The 16,145-nt window shown below is 36.8% G+C and carries 16 protein-coding genes; 5 read left to right on the forward strand and 11 right to left on the reverse strand.

The annotated features are described in order from the left end of the window. Positions 1 to 254 precede the first annotated feature (254 nt). From JNG87_RS07860 to JNG87_RS07885, 6 genes are all read right to left on the reverse strand, one after another. Positions 255 to 1,043 (reverse strand): SDR family oxidoreductase, encoded by a 789-nt coding sequence (locus JNG87_RS07860; protein ID WP_202843137.1) that lies wholly within the window; start codon positions 1,041 to 1,043, stop codon positions 255 to 257. A 93-nt stretch (positions 1,044 to 1,136) separates the two neighbouring features. Further along, positions 1,137 to 1,526 (reverse strand): RidA family protein, encoded by a 390-nt coding sequence (locus tag JNG87_RS07865; RefSeq protein WP_110009693.1) that lies wholly within the window; start codon positions 1,524 to 1,526, stop codon positions 1,137 to 1,139. A gap of 100 nt (positions 1,527 to 1,626) precedes the next feature. Further along, entirely contained in the window at positions 1,627 to 2,190 is a 564-nt protein-coding gene (locus tag JNG87_RS07870) for a Crp/Fnr family transcriptional regulator (RefSeq protein WP_110009809.1), read from the reverse strand. Between the two features lie 71 nt (positions 2,191 to 2,261). After that, positions 2,262 to 2,753 (reverse strand): SMI1/KNR4 family protein, encoded by a 492-nt coding sequence (locus JNG87_RS07875; RefSeq protein WP_202843139.1) that lies wholly within the window; start codon positions 2,751 to 2,753, stop codon positions 2,262 to 2,264. 9 nt (positions 2,754 to 2,762) lie between these two features. Then, on the reverse strand, positions 2,763 to 3,365 hold the full coding sequence (locus JNG87_RS07880) for a TlpA family protein disulfide reductase (RefSeq protein WP_202843141.1): 603 nt from the start codon (positions 3,363 to 3,365) through the stop codon (positions 2,763 to 2,765). A gap of 157 nt (positions 3,366 to 3,522) precedes the next feature. Then, the gene (locus JNG87_RS07885) at positions 3,523 to 4,242 is read right to left on the reverse strand and encodes a DUF6796 family protein (RefSeq protein ID WP_202843143.1); all 720 of its coding nucleotides are present in this window, start codon (positions 4,240 to 4,242) and stop codon (positions 3,523 to 3,525) included. A gap of 196 nt (positions 4,243 to 4,438) precedes the next feature. Between JNG87_RS07885 and JNG87_RS07890 the strand changes: the two genes are divergently transcribed. The 3 genes from JNG87_RS07890 (at position 4,439) to JNG87_RS07900 (ending at position 8,895) form a co-directional block, all read left to right on the forward strand. After that, entirely contained in the window at positions 4,439 to 5,422 is a 984-nt protein-coding gene (locus JNG87_RS07890) for a helix-turn-helix transcriptional regulator (RefSeq protein ID WP_202843145.1), read from the forward strand. 323 nt (positions 5,423 to 5,745) lie between these two features. Next, positions 5,746 to 8,076: a TonB-dependent receptor gene (locus tag JNG87_RS07895; protein WP_202843147.1), complete on the forward strand. Its 2,331-nt coding sequence runs from the start codon at positions 5,746 to 5,748 to the stop codon at positions 8,074 to 8,076. Positions 8,077 to 8,079: 3 nt separating this feature from the next. Continuing rightward, positions 8,080 to 8,895 carry a DUF4249 domain-containing protein gene (locus tag JNG87_RS07900; protein WP_202843149.1) on the forward strand — a complete coding sequence of 272 codons (816 nt, stop codon included), beginning with the start codon at positions 8,080 to 8,082 and terminating at the stop codon, positions 8,893 to 8,895. Between the two features lie 49 nt (positions 8,896 to 8,944). On the opposite strand, the gene JNG87_RS07905 is transcribed toward JNG87_RS07900, so the two are convergent. After that, positions 8,945 to 9,670: a YoaK family protein gene (locus JNG87_RS07905; protein ID WP_202843151.1), complete on the reverse strand. Its 726-nt coding sequence runs from the start codon at positions 9,668 to 9,670 to the stop codon at positions 8,945 to 8,947. Positions 9,671 to 10,035: 365 nt separating this feature from the next. Between JNG87_RS07905 and JNG87_RS07910 the strand changes: the two genes are divergently transcribed. Both JNG87_RS07910 and JNG87_RS07915 read left to right on the forward strand, forming a co-directional pair. Further along, positions 10,036 to 10,722 (forward strand): Crp/Fnr family transcriptional regulator, encoded by a 687-nt coding sequence (locus tag JNG87_RS07910; protein WP_202843153.1) that lies wholly within the window; start codon positions 10,036 to 10,038, stop codon positions 10,720 to 10,722. Between the two features lie 98 nt (positions 10,723 to 10,820). Then, the gene (locus tag JNG87_RS07915; RefSeq protein WP_202843155.1) at positions 10,821 to 11,216 is read left to right on the forward strand and encodes a VOC family protein; all 396 of its coding nucleotides are present in this window, start codon (positions 10,821 to 10,823) and stop codon (positions 11,214 to 11,216) included. A gap of 72 nt (positions 11,217 to 11,288) precedes the next feature. Here the strand turns inward: JNG87_RS07915 and JNG87_RS07920 are convergent, their stop codons facing one another. From JNG87_RS07920 to JNG87_RS07935, 4 genes are all read right to left on the reverse strand, one after another. Next, the gene (locus JNG87_RS07920) at positions 11,289 to 12,236 is read right to left on the reverse strand and encodes an alpha/beta fold hydrolase (RefSeq protein WP_202843162.1); all 948 of its coding nucleotides are present in this window, start codon (positions 12,234 to 12,236) and stop codon (positions 11,289 to 11,291) included. 141 nt (positions 12,237 to 12,377) lie between these two features. Next, positions 12,378 to 12,785 (reverse strand): ACT domain-containing protein, encoded by a 408-nt coding sequence (locus JNG87_RS07925; protein WP_202843164.1) that lies wholly within the window; start codon positions 12,783 to 12,785, stop codon positions 12,378 to 12,380. A 473-nt stretch (positions 12,786 to 13,258) separates the two neighbouring features. Further along, positions 13,259 to 13,912: a response regulator transcription factor gene (locus tag JNG87_RS07930; protein WP_202843166.1), complete on the reverse strand. Its 654-nt coding sequence runs from the start codon at positions 13,910 to 13,912 to the stop codon at positions 13,259 to 13,261. Next, positions 13,890 to 15,623, reverse strand: a complete 1,734-nt coding sequence (locus JNG87_RS07935) for a sensor histidine kinase (protein WP_202843168.1) — start codon at positions 15,621 to 15,623, stop codon at positions 13,890 to 13,892. Before JNG87_RS07935 ends, JNG87_RS07930 begins: the two co-directional genes overlap by 23 nt. Positions 15,624 to 16,145 lie beyond the last annotated feature (522 nt).

A 16,145-nucleotide genomic window follows, 5' to 3' on the forward strand; every position in this document is an offset into this window, starting at 1 on the left:
TGACAACTGGGGGAAAGGGTTTATTACATTTACCTTATTTTATTCTCAAACCACAAAAGTCATAAAAGTCTTAGCGTAGTTTAATTAAGTTAAAAAACAATGCTGCAAAAAGTTCATATAAGAAGAAGTAAAGCAAAGATTTCAAATAACTTAAGTGTACTTTAACACTCAAAATAGAAAGCTTAGAAACAAATTCAAAAACTTTTGTGACTTTTGCGGTTTAAAAGAATTTATATTTCCTAAATGGTAAAGTTTTAATACGTATTATTCAATCCTCCATCCAAAGGAATACTTGTTCCGGTAAGATAATTTGAATATTCAGAAGCCAGAAAAGCCACGAGATGTCCATATTCCTCAGGCTGTCCGAATCTTTTCATCGGAATCTTATTTTCCCTCGCCTTTTTTATTTCTTCTTCAGCATTGCCACTTTGCTGAGCTTCATGAGCTACCAGTTTCTGAATTCTTTCAGTATCAAAGTATCCTGTTAAGACATTATTTATCGTGATATTGTGTTGTGCAATTTCGTTGGAAAGCGTTTTGGCCCAAGCAATTACTGCTGAACGGATAGAATTGGACAAGGCCAGATTTCCGATCGGTTCTTTTACTGAAAGTGATGAAACATTAATAATACGCCCTTTTTTCTGTTGGATCATGTGAGGCAAAGCCAATAATGTTGTTTCGCAAACAGTTTTAAACAGCAAATCAAATGCTTTCTGATAATCATCGGCATTTTTATCCAGTGCTAAACCAGGTTCAGGACCATTGGTATTATTCACCAGAATATCTATCGAATGATCATAAAAAAATCCTCCTATAATTTTCTTATAACTTTCAAAATCTGAAAAATCTGCTACCAGATACCCATGTTTCTGATCAGTATTGATAACCGGCAGAGATGAAACAAAGTCTTTAAGTTTGGCTTCATTACGGGCCATAACGGTAACATTAGCACCGCATTTTGCCAGTTCAACAGCTATTCCGGCACCGATTCCCTGGGTTGCCCCTCCTACTAAAGCATTTTTTGAAAAAAGTTGGATATTCATAAGATTTTTGGATATTGTAATTGGTATAGATAAATGTAAGAAAAAACCTTCAGATTATATTTTGAAGGTTTAATTTTTAAGTTCAATGATCATTTATTTTACGACGGTAGCTTCAAGCTCCACTTTTAAAGTTTCAAACAAACCTTTCACTTCAAGCATCGTTACAGCCTGCTGAATTGCATGTGTGGCAATCCACTCCTGAAGAATAGGAAAATGTGGCCAAAGCTCTTCCGTAGAAGTTGTATAAATATTTAATCTTACAATACCGCCACATTCATATCCTGCAGTACTGATTACTTCTTCCAGATTGGCAATAGCCTGTTCCAGCTGCGATTTCATATCCTTATTACTGGATGTTCCATCGGGGTCAATAGCTGCCTGTCCCGAGCAATATAAAGTACTTTGCACATTTTTTACCTCTACCGCCTGTGAATAGCTTCTTTCATCCTGCCATTTCCAAGGATTAACCGTTTTTTTTTCCATTGTCTTGAATTTGTTATTTGTTACTGTACAAAATTGCAGAACAAATACAGCAAATTCCTGTGATACGGATCACGATTATAGTGTGAGTTTGATCACAGCGTTACAGAGGCAGACGGCTTAAGGTTTCTCTGGACACCCCTAAATAAGCAGCCAAAAGAGATTTCGGAACACGCTGAACAAGAGAAGGATATTTTTCCAAAAGCTGCTCATAGCGTTCTTTTATTCCTGTTGTCATCATGGAAATGGTACGCTGTTGAGCCGTAATAAATCCCATATATGCTTTTTCAAGGAAGAAATGCTCCAGCTTTGGAAGTTGAGCGCAAAGTTTTCTGTAATCGTCCAGCTTAATACACAGTACTTCCGTATCTTCAATACATTCCAGAGACATTGTTGCTGCCGTTTGCTGATAATAAGCGGGAAAATCTGTTTCCCACCAGTCTTCCATGGCAAATCCAACAATATGTTCTTTTCCGGTTTCGTCAGAATAAACCAGCTTCAGCAAGCCTTTCAGGACAAAATAATTATAGGGAACCGTTTCCCCTTCCTGTACCAGAAACTGATGTTTCTTATATTTTTTATAAGTAAAGCAGGATGATATGAATTCAAATTCATCATCATTAAGAGGAATTATTTTTTCAATATGGGTTCTTAGCTGATGCAGCATATTCTGTTTCTTATGGTAAAAGTATTCTTTTTTCACTTAGACATTTACATTCATTGCTGATAAAACCAGCGTTACAATGTAAACGGATACACATCACTTAATGTGGGATGAATCGTATTCAGGGTTTTATAGAACTCCAGACGAACCGGCTCAGTGATATGGTCATATTGATCAAAACATTGATCCAACTGACGGATAATGATTGCCATTTGCAGCCATTCTTCAAAATTAATATGCATCGGCTTCAGCTTCCCGTCATCATCATGATCATAGAAAAAAACCTTCTGATCCCTATCCAGAAACCATCGGTCACCTTGTCCGTTGCCAGCAAAACACCAGTACTCCGGCAAGTTAAATTCTTTATTTTCATTGACTGCATCCACTGAATTGTACAGAATGGTCTCAGAAGAGATTTCTGTTGTTTTTATTTGAGTAACCAGCGTTTTATAGCTTTCAGAGAAAGGAAATACTATAACCTTTGGAAAATTCTGCACGGTGCTTTTTTCTTTAAGGATTTCAGTTTCTATTTCTGCAAGAACAGGCAGTATAAAGAGAATCATCATTATTAAAAATTATGGCTTTTCGTTCAACAGTTCATCAATCTGTTTATAAAAGGAATCTTTGCTATAATCTGCCACTCCTGTATGCTGCATGCGGATTTTTCCTTTTTTATCCAGTACAACAGTGGTTGGTAAAGATCCGCTATACAATATATCAGGAATATTTCCAGCCGGTGTAAGAAAAGGAACCGTAAAGCCTTTCTCTTTTAAATAAGATTTTCCCAGACTGACATTATCATCCAGATTTACTGTAAGAAATACCATATCCGGATTATTTTTATACTGATCATACAGCTTCTGCACAGATGGAAATTCAGCCCTGCAGGGAGGGCACCATGACGCCCAGAAGTTAATAAAGACCACTTTATTCTGTAAAGCAGAAGTATCTACAATCTTTCCTTCTTCATTTTTCAGCATCAGCCCGGTATAGGAAACTTTGGCTGCATTATTCTGTTTTTTTTGTGGTTCTGATATGCTGGAATTGAGAATTCCGGTGGAAGCCACCTGCCTCATCAGCCATGCCTTTGCATCTTTATTCACCAAAACGATAATAAATAATACGGTAAGTACTGCCGTAGAAGCATTTTTTCTTAACCAAATTTTCAGATTTTCCATATTCTTCCGCTTAATTCCCAGCCAATATAAGGTTAATATTCCGATCAATATTCCCAAAAAGATAGTTTTTAATGTAAAAAAGCCTTTAAATTCTAAGATTTAAAAGACTTTCCTCTCCATTTATTTCAAGTTAAGATCATAGTCATATTTTTTATAGCTAAATCCTGTTCAGCAATTTCTTTCTGAAAAAGAAAAGTAGCGAACTGAAAAATGTCAGATAGGCAATATTGAATATGGCACCTCCTACCCATCCTGAAAAAGGAAGCGGTAAAAGATTTTTTATAGGAAAGATAAACAAAGTAAGGGCAAATGGTGTCAGCAGAGCCATCCACCCCGGCAACAGAGTTTTATTGAAAAGAATACAAACAGCAAAGGAAATCCATCCGACTGCCAGTACACCAATAGCTGTTCCCCAGGCAATGTTAAGCATTTTCATAAAACCTCTTCCCGTCTCCAGAAGATAAGGGTGAGAGGCAGAGTCTGTATGATAAACTGCTTTATAAATCTCCCCAACATAGAAGAATCCGGCATGTCCTAAAGGTGATAAAACCGCTCCTGCCAGTAAGACCCAATACACAAAGACTGCATACCATTTTTGAGTATCTTTGAAAAACTGATACACCAGCCACGTAGCAGGAAGCAGTAAAGGCCCCGTAAGAGCACCAATCAAAGCACCAAACATCAATCTCGGAGTGGAACCTTCCAGCATTAAAGTTGCAAATTCCAGATTTACCTGATCTGCATAGGTTTTTGAAAACAAAGGATAATCTGATGGATCCGGATCAAATCCGGCAACGTAAATATCACCAATAATCCAACATATTGACACTGCTATTGCTGCCGCAAAAGACCAGTTTATTTTACCTGAATATTTCATAATTTTTAATAATTAATTTGTATAAGATGCACATCGTTTCATTATTTCTTTCTTTTATTTAAAAGTAATTTAATTATTAAGAATGATTCTAAATAATTATTACCTTTGTGCAAACTTACTCTAAACATTCAACAGAAAGGGTCTGTAAAACGGAATAAAAAGTCCGTAAAAAGGAAATTCAAACAAACAAAAGGAAATGACAGTACGGCTATATGATGAAAACTTTGGAAACATGCTTATGGAGCGGGATTATCCTTCCTCTTATTTCTTAGATGATGGAGGCATCCAGGAATCCATTACCCAGCTGACTCCTCCTTATGGAAATGGTTTTTATCACGAAATAAGCTTTACCCATGTCCACATCAGTTTTGGGAATATTGTATTGAATAAACCGCTTCAATTGTACCTTGAGAGTGATTTTGATTCGGTAGAAATGCATTTTACCCTGAAAGGAAAAAGCAAAGCCATTTCGGGTAACTTTCAAAAAACAATAGTGTTTGATAACTACCAGCACAATATTATTTATGCCCATCATATGGAAGGCAGGATGGAATTCGAAGGTCCGGAAATGTATGTATTCGAAATCAATCTTGCTCCTGAGTTCTTTAAAAAATTTCTACCTGAGTATTCAGGACTGTTTGAAATATTCAGAAATTCGATTGATAAGCAGAATTCATCGCTCATACAGGCCGGGCATAACCGCATTACCCATGATATGTATCAGATTCTGAACGACATCATTCTCTGCAACAGAAAAGGGACTTTCAAACGAATTTATCTTGAAGCTAAAGTAAATGAACTTCTTCTGTTGCAGCTTGAACAGTTTGTTGACAGTGAATCCTCATCTTCTTCTCTCCAGAAAAAAGATATAGAGAAAATGTACGCTGTGAGGGATTATATTGTAAAGAACCTGAATGCAGATAGTTCCCTGAATGATCTTGCCCATCTGGTAGGAACCAACGAATTTACTTTAAAGAAAGGATTCAAAGAGCTCTTCGGGACTACCGTTTTCGGATTCTGGAATGATCTCAAAATGGAGCAGGCCAAAAAAATGCTTCTCGACAGCGACCTGAATATCAGTGAAATTTCTGACCATATCGGCTATAAAAATCCGAGACATTTTTCATCAGCATTTAAACGAAAATTCAATATCCTGCCAAGCCAGCTCAGAAGCAGATAGCATCGTGCAGTTTTATAAAAGCTCATTTGTGTCTTTTTTAATACCGTATAATAATAAAAATTAAATAACGGTCGTTAATAATTTGTTTTTCAATAAAATCTACCAAAAAACAACAATAAATTAATATCCAATGCATAATACTGCTTTTTATCTGACAGTCCTCTTTTATCCTTGCCATTATCATTTCCGGAAGTCTGCTTTTCCCATGGATTTATTTCATAATTAATTTGTTACCTGTAACAAATCCCCTATTCATCCAACTCATTGAACATCATCAAAACATTAACTCATAGACAAGAGATCTACTACTTTAAAATAAACTAATGCAAACATCCTTTCTAAAAATTACCGCTGCCACCGCTGCGCTCTGCTTCAGTACACTGGCAATGGCCCAACAAACGTATTCCGTAAGTGGAACCGTGAAAGACAAAAAAAACGGGGAATTGCTCATCGGAGTCTCTGTAAAAGTAAGCGAAGATCCCACCATCAATGTTGTTGCCAACGAATATGGATTTTATTCCCTTTCATTACCCGAAGGAAATTATACCCTGGTTATTTCCTACCCGGGATATCAGGATTTTGAGCAGAAGATCAATGTAGATCAGAATATAAAACTCGATCTTCCGCTGCTTCCATCAGAATCTGTAGAAAAAGCCATTGATGAGGTGGTGATAACGGGTATCAAAAAGGATAAAAACCTGACCTCAGCTCAAATGGGAGCAGAAACGTTAAGTATTAAAAATATAGAGAAACTTCCTGTACTTTTTGGTGAAAAAGATGTCATGAAAACCATACAGCTTTTACCCGGGATCAAAAGTAACGGTGAAGGAAGCAGCGGGTTCAGTGTAAGAGGAGGTGCTACCGACCAAAACCTGATCCTGCTGGATGAAGCTCCTGTTTATAATGCCTCTCACCTTCTTGGTTTTTTCAGTACATTCAACAGTGACGCCCTGAAAGATGCCAGCATTATCAAAGGAAACAGCCCCGCACAATACGGAGGACGTCTTTCTTCTGTATTGGATGTTAAAATGAAGGACGGAAACAACAAAGATTATAACGTTAACGGAGGAATCGGACTTATCAGCAGCAGGCTGAGTGTGGAAGGGCCTATTCAAAAGGAAAAATCATCATTCATTGTTTCGGGAAGAAGAACGTATGCGGATCTTTTTCTTAAAGCCAATAAAGATTATAAAGACAACAAATTATATTTTTACGATCTGAATCTGAAAGCCAATTATCAGATCAACGAAAATAACCGTATTTACCTGTCCGGGTATTTTGGAAGAGATGTTCTGGGATTGGGAGATACTTTCAATACAGACTGGGGAAATACGACGGCCACTTTGAGATGGAACAGCATCATCAGCAGTAAGCTATTCTCCAATACTTCATTTATTTACAGTAATTATGACTATAAGATCAGTCTGAAAAATGATGATACGGTATTTGATTTAAATTCAAAAATCCGTGACTGGAATCTTAAGCAGGATTTTACCTGGTTTGCCGGAAATAAGCATTCTGTACGTTTCGGTCTGCAGTCTATTTATCATACCCTTACTCCGAGCAGTGCTTCCGGTACCACCGTGAGCAGTTTTGCCAGAAATCCGAGATACTCGTGGGAAAATGCCGTTTACATTAATGATGATTATAAAGCAACGGAAAAACTGACCATCAATTATGGAGCAAGGCTTTCCATGTTCAGTGTACTGGGAGGTGACACATTCAATACTTATGAGAATGGCGTACTAACCGACAGTAAATTTTTAGAGAAAGGAAAATTCGGGAAGACCTATGTGAATATTGAACCGCGTATCAGCGCCAACTACCGCATCAACGAAGTGAGCAGTGTAAAAGCAGGTTATTCCAGGAACACTCAGAATCTTCACCTCTTAAGCAACAGCAACAGTGGAAATCCTACCGATCAGTGGATAGGAAGCAGCTATACGGTAAAACCGGAAATTGCAGATCAGATCAGTTTAGGATACAGCAGAAACTTCAACAACAATAATTACGAATTGAACGCTGAGGTCTATTATAAAGACATGAAAAACCAGATCGATTTCAAAAATGGTGCTCAGATTGGTTTTGACACAGGAGCTGATGTAGAAAGCGAGTTGCTGTTCGGAAAAGGAAGAGCCTACGGTCTGGAACTTATCGCCAAAAAGAAGAGCGGAAAACTGACAGGATGGATCTCCTATACCCTTTCTAAAACAGAAAGAAAGATCAACGGAATCAATAATAATGAATGGTATAACGCCAGAATGGATAAAACCCACGATTTATCCGTCGTTGCAACGTATCAGCTTAATCCGAAATGGAGTTTTTCAGGATTATTTGTATACAGTACCGGAAATGCAGTTACCTTCCCTACCGGAAAATATGAGCTGAACGGACAAACAGTCTTCCAGTACAGCAACAGAAATGCTGACAGAATGCCTGCATACCACAGAATGGATCTGAGCGCTACTTACGAACCAAGTTCCAATAAGCGGTTCCGCGGTTCATGGACCTTTGGTATTTACAACCTGTACGGCAGAGAAAATGCTTATACCATCAATTTTGAAGACAATCCTGACCGCCCGGGAACAACACGTGCCATGCAGACCTCTTTATTCCGATGGGTCCCTAATATCACTTATAATTTCAAATTCTAACTCATGAAAAATACTTTTTATATCATAGTTTCCCTCTTTGCATTAACCTCCTGTGAAAAGGAAATTAACCTGGATCTGAACGATCAGAGCGGGAATATTGTTATTGAAGGCAATGTAACCAATCAATCAGGGCCTTATACTGTAAAAATCACAAAGTCCGTTGGATTTTCAGAACCTAATCAGTATCCGGCAGTAACCGGAGCCCAGGTGGTTTTAAGCGATGATACAGGCCAGACTGAAACGCTTCACTATACAGGAAACGGAATGTATCAGACCACTACTTTTGTAGGTACGCCCGGAAAAACGTATACATTAAAAATACAGGCAGAAGGAAAACAATATACAGCTCAGAGTACAATGCCTGAGGTAGTATATTTTGACGGACTGCAACAGAGTTCTTTTAAATTTGGTGATAAGACCACCTACACTCTTTTACCACTCTTTACAGACCCGATGCCACTAGGAAACCGTTATCTTTTTAGTTTTACGATTAATGATTTGCCTAAAAAATACATGAATACTTTTTCAGACAATGTCAATAACGGCTTACCGAACCAACAGCCTCTGATTCTTCCCAATGACGATAACAAGGGCCGCGACCATGAAGTAGTGCCGGGAGACAAAATCCATGTGGAAATGCAGTCTATCGACACCAATGTGTTCACTTATTACAGTGCATTGCTTCAGATTTCGGGCGGCAACGGCGGAACTGCTACTCCAGCTAATCCTCCGAGTAATATCAGCAACGGAGCATTAGGCTATTTTTCAGCCCACACAACAGATACGGAAACTTTTGTGATCCAGCCTGTAACGCCATAAATTTAAAAAGGATATTCCCAACAACGGAATATCCTTCTTTTATTGTATTCTATCTGAATTTCCTTTTTAAAGCGTAATACCGGTACAGGAACTTATCATACCTGATTACGCCAAAGAGCAATCCCGCAGTTACAAGCAGCGTTTTAAGCTGAATCATGCTGTACACAAAACCGCCAATCATACATCCTGCAAAAAAGCAGGCGATAATCACCAGTTTCAGGGCGATATTTTTTTTAAGCTGCCTCTTTTCGTTTTCCCTTTCCTTAAAAAAAAGTTTTGAAAGCTCTATTCCCAGATCAGTAAATAACCCCGTAAGATGAGTAGTTCTTACCACAGATTGTGATACTCTTGTTACCAGTGAGTTCTGAACCCCCATTGCAAAAAGCAAAAGCCCGGCAATTGCATAATGAGATATTGAGATTTTCAATGTTTGGTCACCTGTTATTCCCACAAAACCTAAAATCAGAATTTCGGTGATCAAAGGAATGAGATGCGGACGGAACATTTTGTGTCCGGACGAAAACTCAACCATAAAACTGGATGAAAATGCTCCTCCCAGAAAACATATAATAAAGATAAAATAAGTGAGTGCCTTGTTGTAATGATCGATAAGAATTTCTTCAGAAAAGAAGGCAAAATGTCCGGTTATATTCGTAGTAAGCACTTTCACAGATAAAACACCTGCAATATTCACTATCCCTGCAACAAATGAAAGTACTGATGCAAGCTTAAGATTGTGAAAATAGGTTCTGTTTTTCCCTCTGTGTCTGAACATTTTAAATTTCTATAGGGGCTTCTCCTTCAGGAAAAGAACAACCGGATAAAATAAATAAGTAAAAAAAATAATTAGAAATGTCAGCGTCAAACTGTGAAAAACATGTCCGCTTAAATATTTATCCAGTGTTCTTTATAGGTCTACTATTTCCCCTTTAACGTAAAATCCTATTTTTTAGTAATAAATAATGATTCTGAAAAGGCTTCAAGGCCTCTGTGAGATCTTCTTTTTCTTATTTCAGAATCAATTTCATTACTTTTGTAAAAGTAATTCGTTCAGGAAAAAAATCTTGTGATTTAGATCGGTTTAAAATGTGATTTAAGTTAAAAACTGAACGTACACCCAATATCCTGTATAGAAAAATTATGATCTCAAAATTTATTTTTAACAATCAGTATCTTTTTGATGAACTCCCTGAGTATGATAAAAATCTTCTTACAGGAGCTATGAAAACCAGGAACTATCGTAAAAATGAACCCATATTTACTGACGGAACGAAACCCAATGGCGTTTACTACCTGAACGAAGGTAAAATAAAGAAATACAAGGTTGATAATGACGGAAGGGAGCAGATTATTTACATTTACAGTTCCGGTGAATTTTTCGGATATTCTGCTATTCTGAGCAATGAATCTTACGGAGATACGACCTCAACCCTTGAAAATTCTGTGATCTCATTTATTTCAAAAGACAGTTTTCTGGATATTCTGAGTCAGTCATCAGTGCTTTCGAGGCTGCTGCTGAAATCTTTAAGCCATGAATTCAGCGTAATGGCGAACCTTATTGCAGTTTTATCCCACCGTACAGTCCGTGAAAGAGCTGCTCTCAGTTTACTGATTCTTCATGATAAGTATACATCAAATGACACACCTGACCATGAAGTATTCATTACCCTTTCCCGTGTGGATCTTGCCAATATGGTGGGAACAGCAAGAGAAACCTTAGCCCGTATCATCAATGATTTCAAGCAGGAAAAACTGATCAGATCTGAAGGACGGAAAATACAAATTACTGATATTAAGCGATTAATTCATATCGCTAATTTTTATTAATCATATTTGAGATTAAAGAGCTCGATTTCTACTGACAAGCTGTTGTCATAAACACCTGTTACCTTTGTTTAAAATTAGTTTAAACAAATAGTATCCTTATGAAACTTACCTCATTAAGAATGATCAGCAAAGACATCAAAGCAACAGTAGCATTTTATGAACAGATTACCGGATTTTCTGCCACATGGTATACAGAAGATTTTGCAGAACTCTCTACTGATTCTATCACAATTGCTATCGGAAGTACCCGGACCATGCAAATGTTCTCAGAAGATCTTACAGATTTCGCAGGAACAAAATCAACTATTATTGAATTTATGGTTAAAAATGTTGACGAAGAATACGAAAGGATTAAAAGTATGACTTCCCGAATTATTCAGGAGCCGACAACGATGCCATGGGGAAACAGATCTTTCCTGTTCTGTGATCCGGATGGCAATATGATTAACTTTTTTACTCCGGTAAGTGAAGAGGCTGTGAAGAAATTCGGCTAAATCCTGATATCAATAAAAAAAGACTCGCTGTTCATCAGCGGGTCTTCTTGTTATAATTTTTTAAGAACATATTTATTTTCCAAGGAATTCTGTAGCTTTCGCAACAAATGTATCGTGATATTGATAAAAAGAAGCGTGTCCTGAATCCGGGAAGATCACCAGTTCTGCATGGTCTAAATGCTGAGCCATATTTTTTGCATTCTGAACAGATACCGGAAGATCATTTTCACCATGCACAATCAGTACGGGATTTTTAATCTTCTCTATTTCTGTAAGCGCATCAGCATCAGGCTGAGCCCAGCTCAATACTGCAGTAAACTGAGCACCGGAGGCAGCATCACTTAACGGAAGATCTCTGTCCGTCGTACGAAGCTGAACTCTTGCAAAAGAAGCTTTTCCTTCCGCAATACTCTGAGCAGATTCTGTAAAACCAAATTTCAGGTATGAAGCTTCAGGACTTAAGCCAGCGGTTCCGGCAATAATATTGGGAAGATTAGACAAGCCTATAGCTCCCTGAGGGCCTGTACCTGTTAAAATCACTTTATTAATCAGTGACGGATTGGTAAGCACTATTCGCTGTGCGACGAATCCTCCCATAGAAAATCCCATGATATTCACTTTGGTCAGGTTCAAAGCCTTAATAAAGTCTACCGCATCGTCGGCCATCGCCTGAACCGTGTTGGGAGTGGTTCCTTTGGAGGAAGAGACTCCTTTGTTATCAAATATAATGACTTTGTAGTTTTTAGCCAGTCCATCCGTCACTGCAGGATCCCAGTCATCCATTGAGCCGCCTAATCCCGGAAGGAGAACCAAAGGAATCCCGTCTTCTTTTCCTAAAACACGGTATGCGATGGCATTTCCTTTAACGGTTATGAATTGGGTTTTGGCAGTCTGGTGGTTTCTGTTTTGTATCTCCTGCGTCGTGGGAGGTTCATTTTCTTCAGTACAGGAAACTGTTACTACAGTAAAAAGAGTTAAACATAATAAGCTTAAGGCTGAGATTTTTCTGATTGTTTTCATTGTTGTTTATTTTTGTATGATTATGGTGCAAACATAAAACACAAAAACAGGCAGAACACTCAATTTCATTATCAAGAGGACATTTTAGCAACTCAAATAGACATTTTAAAAGGTGAAATAAAATTTCTCCAAAAAATTATTTTACAGCTTCTGAGCCGATCTCAATGCATAAAGGGCATCCATCGCTTTTTCAGCATCTTTTCGGGCTACAAATATATGATCATGGAAGTAAGCGGCAACGACATTACAGCTGATATTTTCCTTTTTCAGGGCATTGGCAAAAGCTGCAGTAAGCCCTACGGCTTCAAGAGAAGAGTGAATTGTAAGAGTAATCCATGAAGAAATATAGCTGTAATTCATATTCCATTCATCTGCTACTGCTTTTTCTACCACAATGGTAACGGCTTCATTTTCCCGGAAAAAAAACAGAACCTTTTCGAGGTCCGGTATTGCAGCTAAAGTTTCAACAGTACAAAATACATATTCTCCGGTATTCAATACTGGTTCCATATTCTGAATCAGTATGGCCAAGTCTTTTTCTCCTGACATCTTTTTTGATACAAAAATAAGAGATGGAGAGCCGTATTTTTTTATCATTTGATAAAAAACACAAAAGGAGGCTGTATGCCTCCTTTTTGTGTTTGTACTGTAACCTGTTAACTGAACCTCACTATATGTGTTTGTGTTTTTTTCTGATCATTTGGCTTTTTTAAGAAGTCCGTTTAAGGTTATTCATACACTTCTTTAATTTCATCAGTGTTTTTTAATTTTTCATCATTTGTGTTTCTAATAACCACCATTTATTGAGTTATCATCATTTGTTGTTTTTGCTTGTGAAACTTAAGAAGTTAAAAAACATTTCTCAGTTGTTTTTCATTACTTAAATTTTACACTACAAAGGAACAACATTTCCAAATAAAATTCTCTATAAATCCCATCGATACATGTCGATCGACTTATAGATATTTATCGATGAAATATAATACTCTGACAATAAGAAGTGGAGATCACCTTAAAAAACACTATAGTTTATGGTGGGTTTTGACAAGGTCCACAAGCTCAACCATATTTTCAATCTTGAGTTTTTCAAAGATATTTTTTTTGATTGTGCTTACTGTATTTTGTTTGATATTCAGACTGTTTGAAATTTCCAGGTTTCCATATCCTTCAGCATAAAGTTCTGCAATCTGCATTTCTCTTTTGGTTAAACTGTTGAGCGGGCTTATCAGATCCGGATTGTAAACAAACTGTACCAGCAGGTTTCTCAGAAGATCAGAGAAGTACTCTCCTTTTTCGATGAAGGTTGTAATTGCTTTTCTTACGTCTTCTTCCTCACTCAGTTTACTCAGGTAGCCATCAGCACCGGCTTTAATAAATTTAAGGCCGTGCAGCTCTTCTTCAAGTCCTGTAAAAATCAAAATTTTAATATCAGGATTTACGCTTTTCATCTGTGGCAAAATATGAAGACTGTTTCCGTCCGGGAAATGGGCATCAATAACAGCGATCTCGATTCCTTTCGATTCTATCAGTTCCAATACCTGATGTAAGGATGAAGTTTGATAAACTTTAGCGTTAGGAACAATATCGCTGATAACAATCTCCATTCCCTGGCGTACAATGCTGTGATCGTCTGCCAGAAGGAATATAATCTCTTTATTTTGTATTGGTGTTTCCATTATTATTAATATTTAAATTGATCCTGAATGTCACTTTAGTTCCTTTATGTAATTTGCTTTCAACCGATATATTACCGTCAAAAAGCTCTACAATTTCTTTTACAAGGTTAAGCCCAAGTCCTGCTCCCAGATTATCTACTTCATCAGAAACCATCCCCTGATAATAAGGATCAAAAATTTTACCAAGATCAGATTCTGATATTCCTACTCCCGTATCTGCTACTGTTGTGATCAGGCAAATTTTATTTTCTCCAAGGGATTCTGTAGCCAATACAAGATCAATCTGTCCGTTTTCTGTAAACTTGTTGGCATTCCCCAGAATATTCATAAAAATCTGATTGATTCTGATATTATCCGAATAGACCACCAGATTTTCAGGGATTCTGTCTGTCACAGCAAACCTGTTGTTTCTCGTTTCCAGATAAGGGGTAATGACCTTTACAATAGAGCTGATTTCATCTTTAAGATTGAAGACCGACTGTATAAGCTCTTTTTCAGCATTCTCGTTTTTGGTATATTCCAGAATCTGATTAGACTGCAGAAGCAAGGTACTGTTGGTGAACTTGATGGATTTAAGATAATCCTTTATCGTTTCATCTTCGGTGGTTCTGTGGATTTTGTCAATGAAAATATTGATGATTTTCAAAGGAGACCTCAGGTCATGACTTAACATTCCCAGAATCCTGTTTTTGAAATTAAGATTCTTTTTAATCTCTTTATTGGCAGCATCCAGTTTCTGTTCATAAATAAACGCCATTCTTGTAAAATACATAATCAGAATAGAAACAATAAACATCAGAATCATCAGTCCCAATACCAGATAGGTTCTTATCTTGTTATTATTAGAGCTTTGGTCGTTGTATTCTTTTTCCAGTTCAGATTGAAAATCCTTGATGGCATTTTCGTAAACCTCTATTAAGTTATTACTATATACCAGCAGCTTACTGAAATTGCTGTAAAACTGTAAATTATTCTTCTGACTAATGGCCGCAAGCAGCTGAACCTTTTTTACTTCGGCAGCGTAATGCTTGTCCATAGATTTTAGGGTATTGTCCATTTTGGATTTTACCTGAGAAATATCCAGAGTCTTGTTATTGGTCATTGTGATTACAGTACTCTCCTTCTGAACATCCACTTTCCCTGTTACCGCATCTTTCAGACGCCCGAAAAAGCCTTTCTTTTTAATGGTATCCGCATAAGTACGGGTCTGAATATTGAAATCTTCAAAATCGTTTTTATACTTGGCAGGTTCATATTGTTTGTCCTCAATTTTTGCCGGCGGATTGAGGGATGTCTGGTACACTGAATCTATTAACGTCTTCAGTTTTGCGGTCTTTAAGGTATCCTTACTACGAATAGCCAGATTTTTTTTCAATCTTGGACTTGTATTTTCGTATTCACCAATTTTATCAAAATTAGTTTTAAGTTTTCTCAGCGACTGGAAATAGAGCTGCAGATCATCATTATCCTGAGTAGCCATATATTTCTGAAGATGATCCTGTGCATCCATGAAATCTTTCCTGGAATTATCAGTTAATCCTCCCAGGGCACGGCTTTCTTCAAGCTGATCTTTTATAAACTTCAGCTTTTTCCCGTTGACAAATTCGTTGTAGAAAAATATGGCAATAATCACCTGTATCAGTAAAATACAAAGGATCAAGGAATAATGAACAAGTTTTCTCAATTTAAAATTTAAGAATTTATTTTTCATATTTGTTTATCAGTTAAATTAATTTCCTGACTACATAAGTCCATTAGATATTAGTCTTCAACAATATAGCATTATTTTCAACAATTTCATAATAGCCATATATTACCTAACTGGCAAAGTTAAAGTAATTTTTGTCTTCTTACTAATAATGAATATTTGATAAAACACAGAGAATTTAATTCTTTTTACAATTAAAACGGCTTGTCAACATTCAGTTTTATGTATGTAAATCTATTTTTTTAGATCAATAGCAAAAAAGTTGGCTTCCGGTAAAATGTTCTTTTTCTGTTTATTTCATTCCAAAAAACAATTCAAACATTTGAAAATAAACACATTAGAAACTCACAAAACTTTGATAAAGTTCAGATGTAAAATTCACAGTAAGCAAAAAAGCCCAGAATTATATTTCGATTCCATATTATAATCATTAGTATTTTCTATTTTTCTAAGGGAATCATGAGGTGATATTTTCCTAACTTTTCAGTTTGAAAGGAATTAAAGAATACTTCAGACCATTCACCG

This window comes from Chryseobacterium cucumeris (assembly GCF_016775705.1).
Lineage (GTDB): Bacteria > Bacteroidota > Bacteroidia > Flavobacteriales > Weeksellaceae > Chryseobacterium > Chryseobacterium cupriresistens.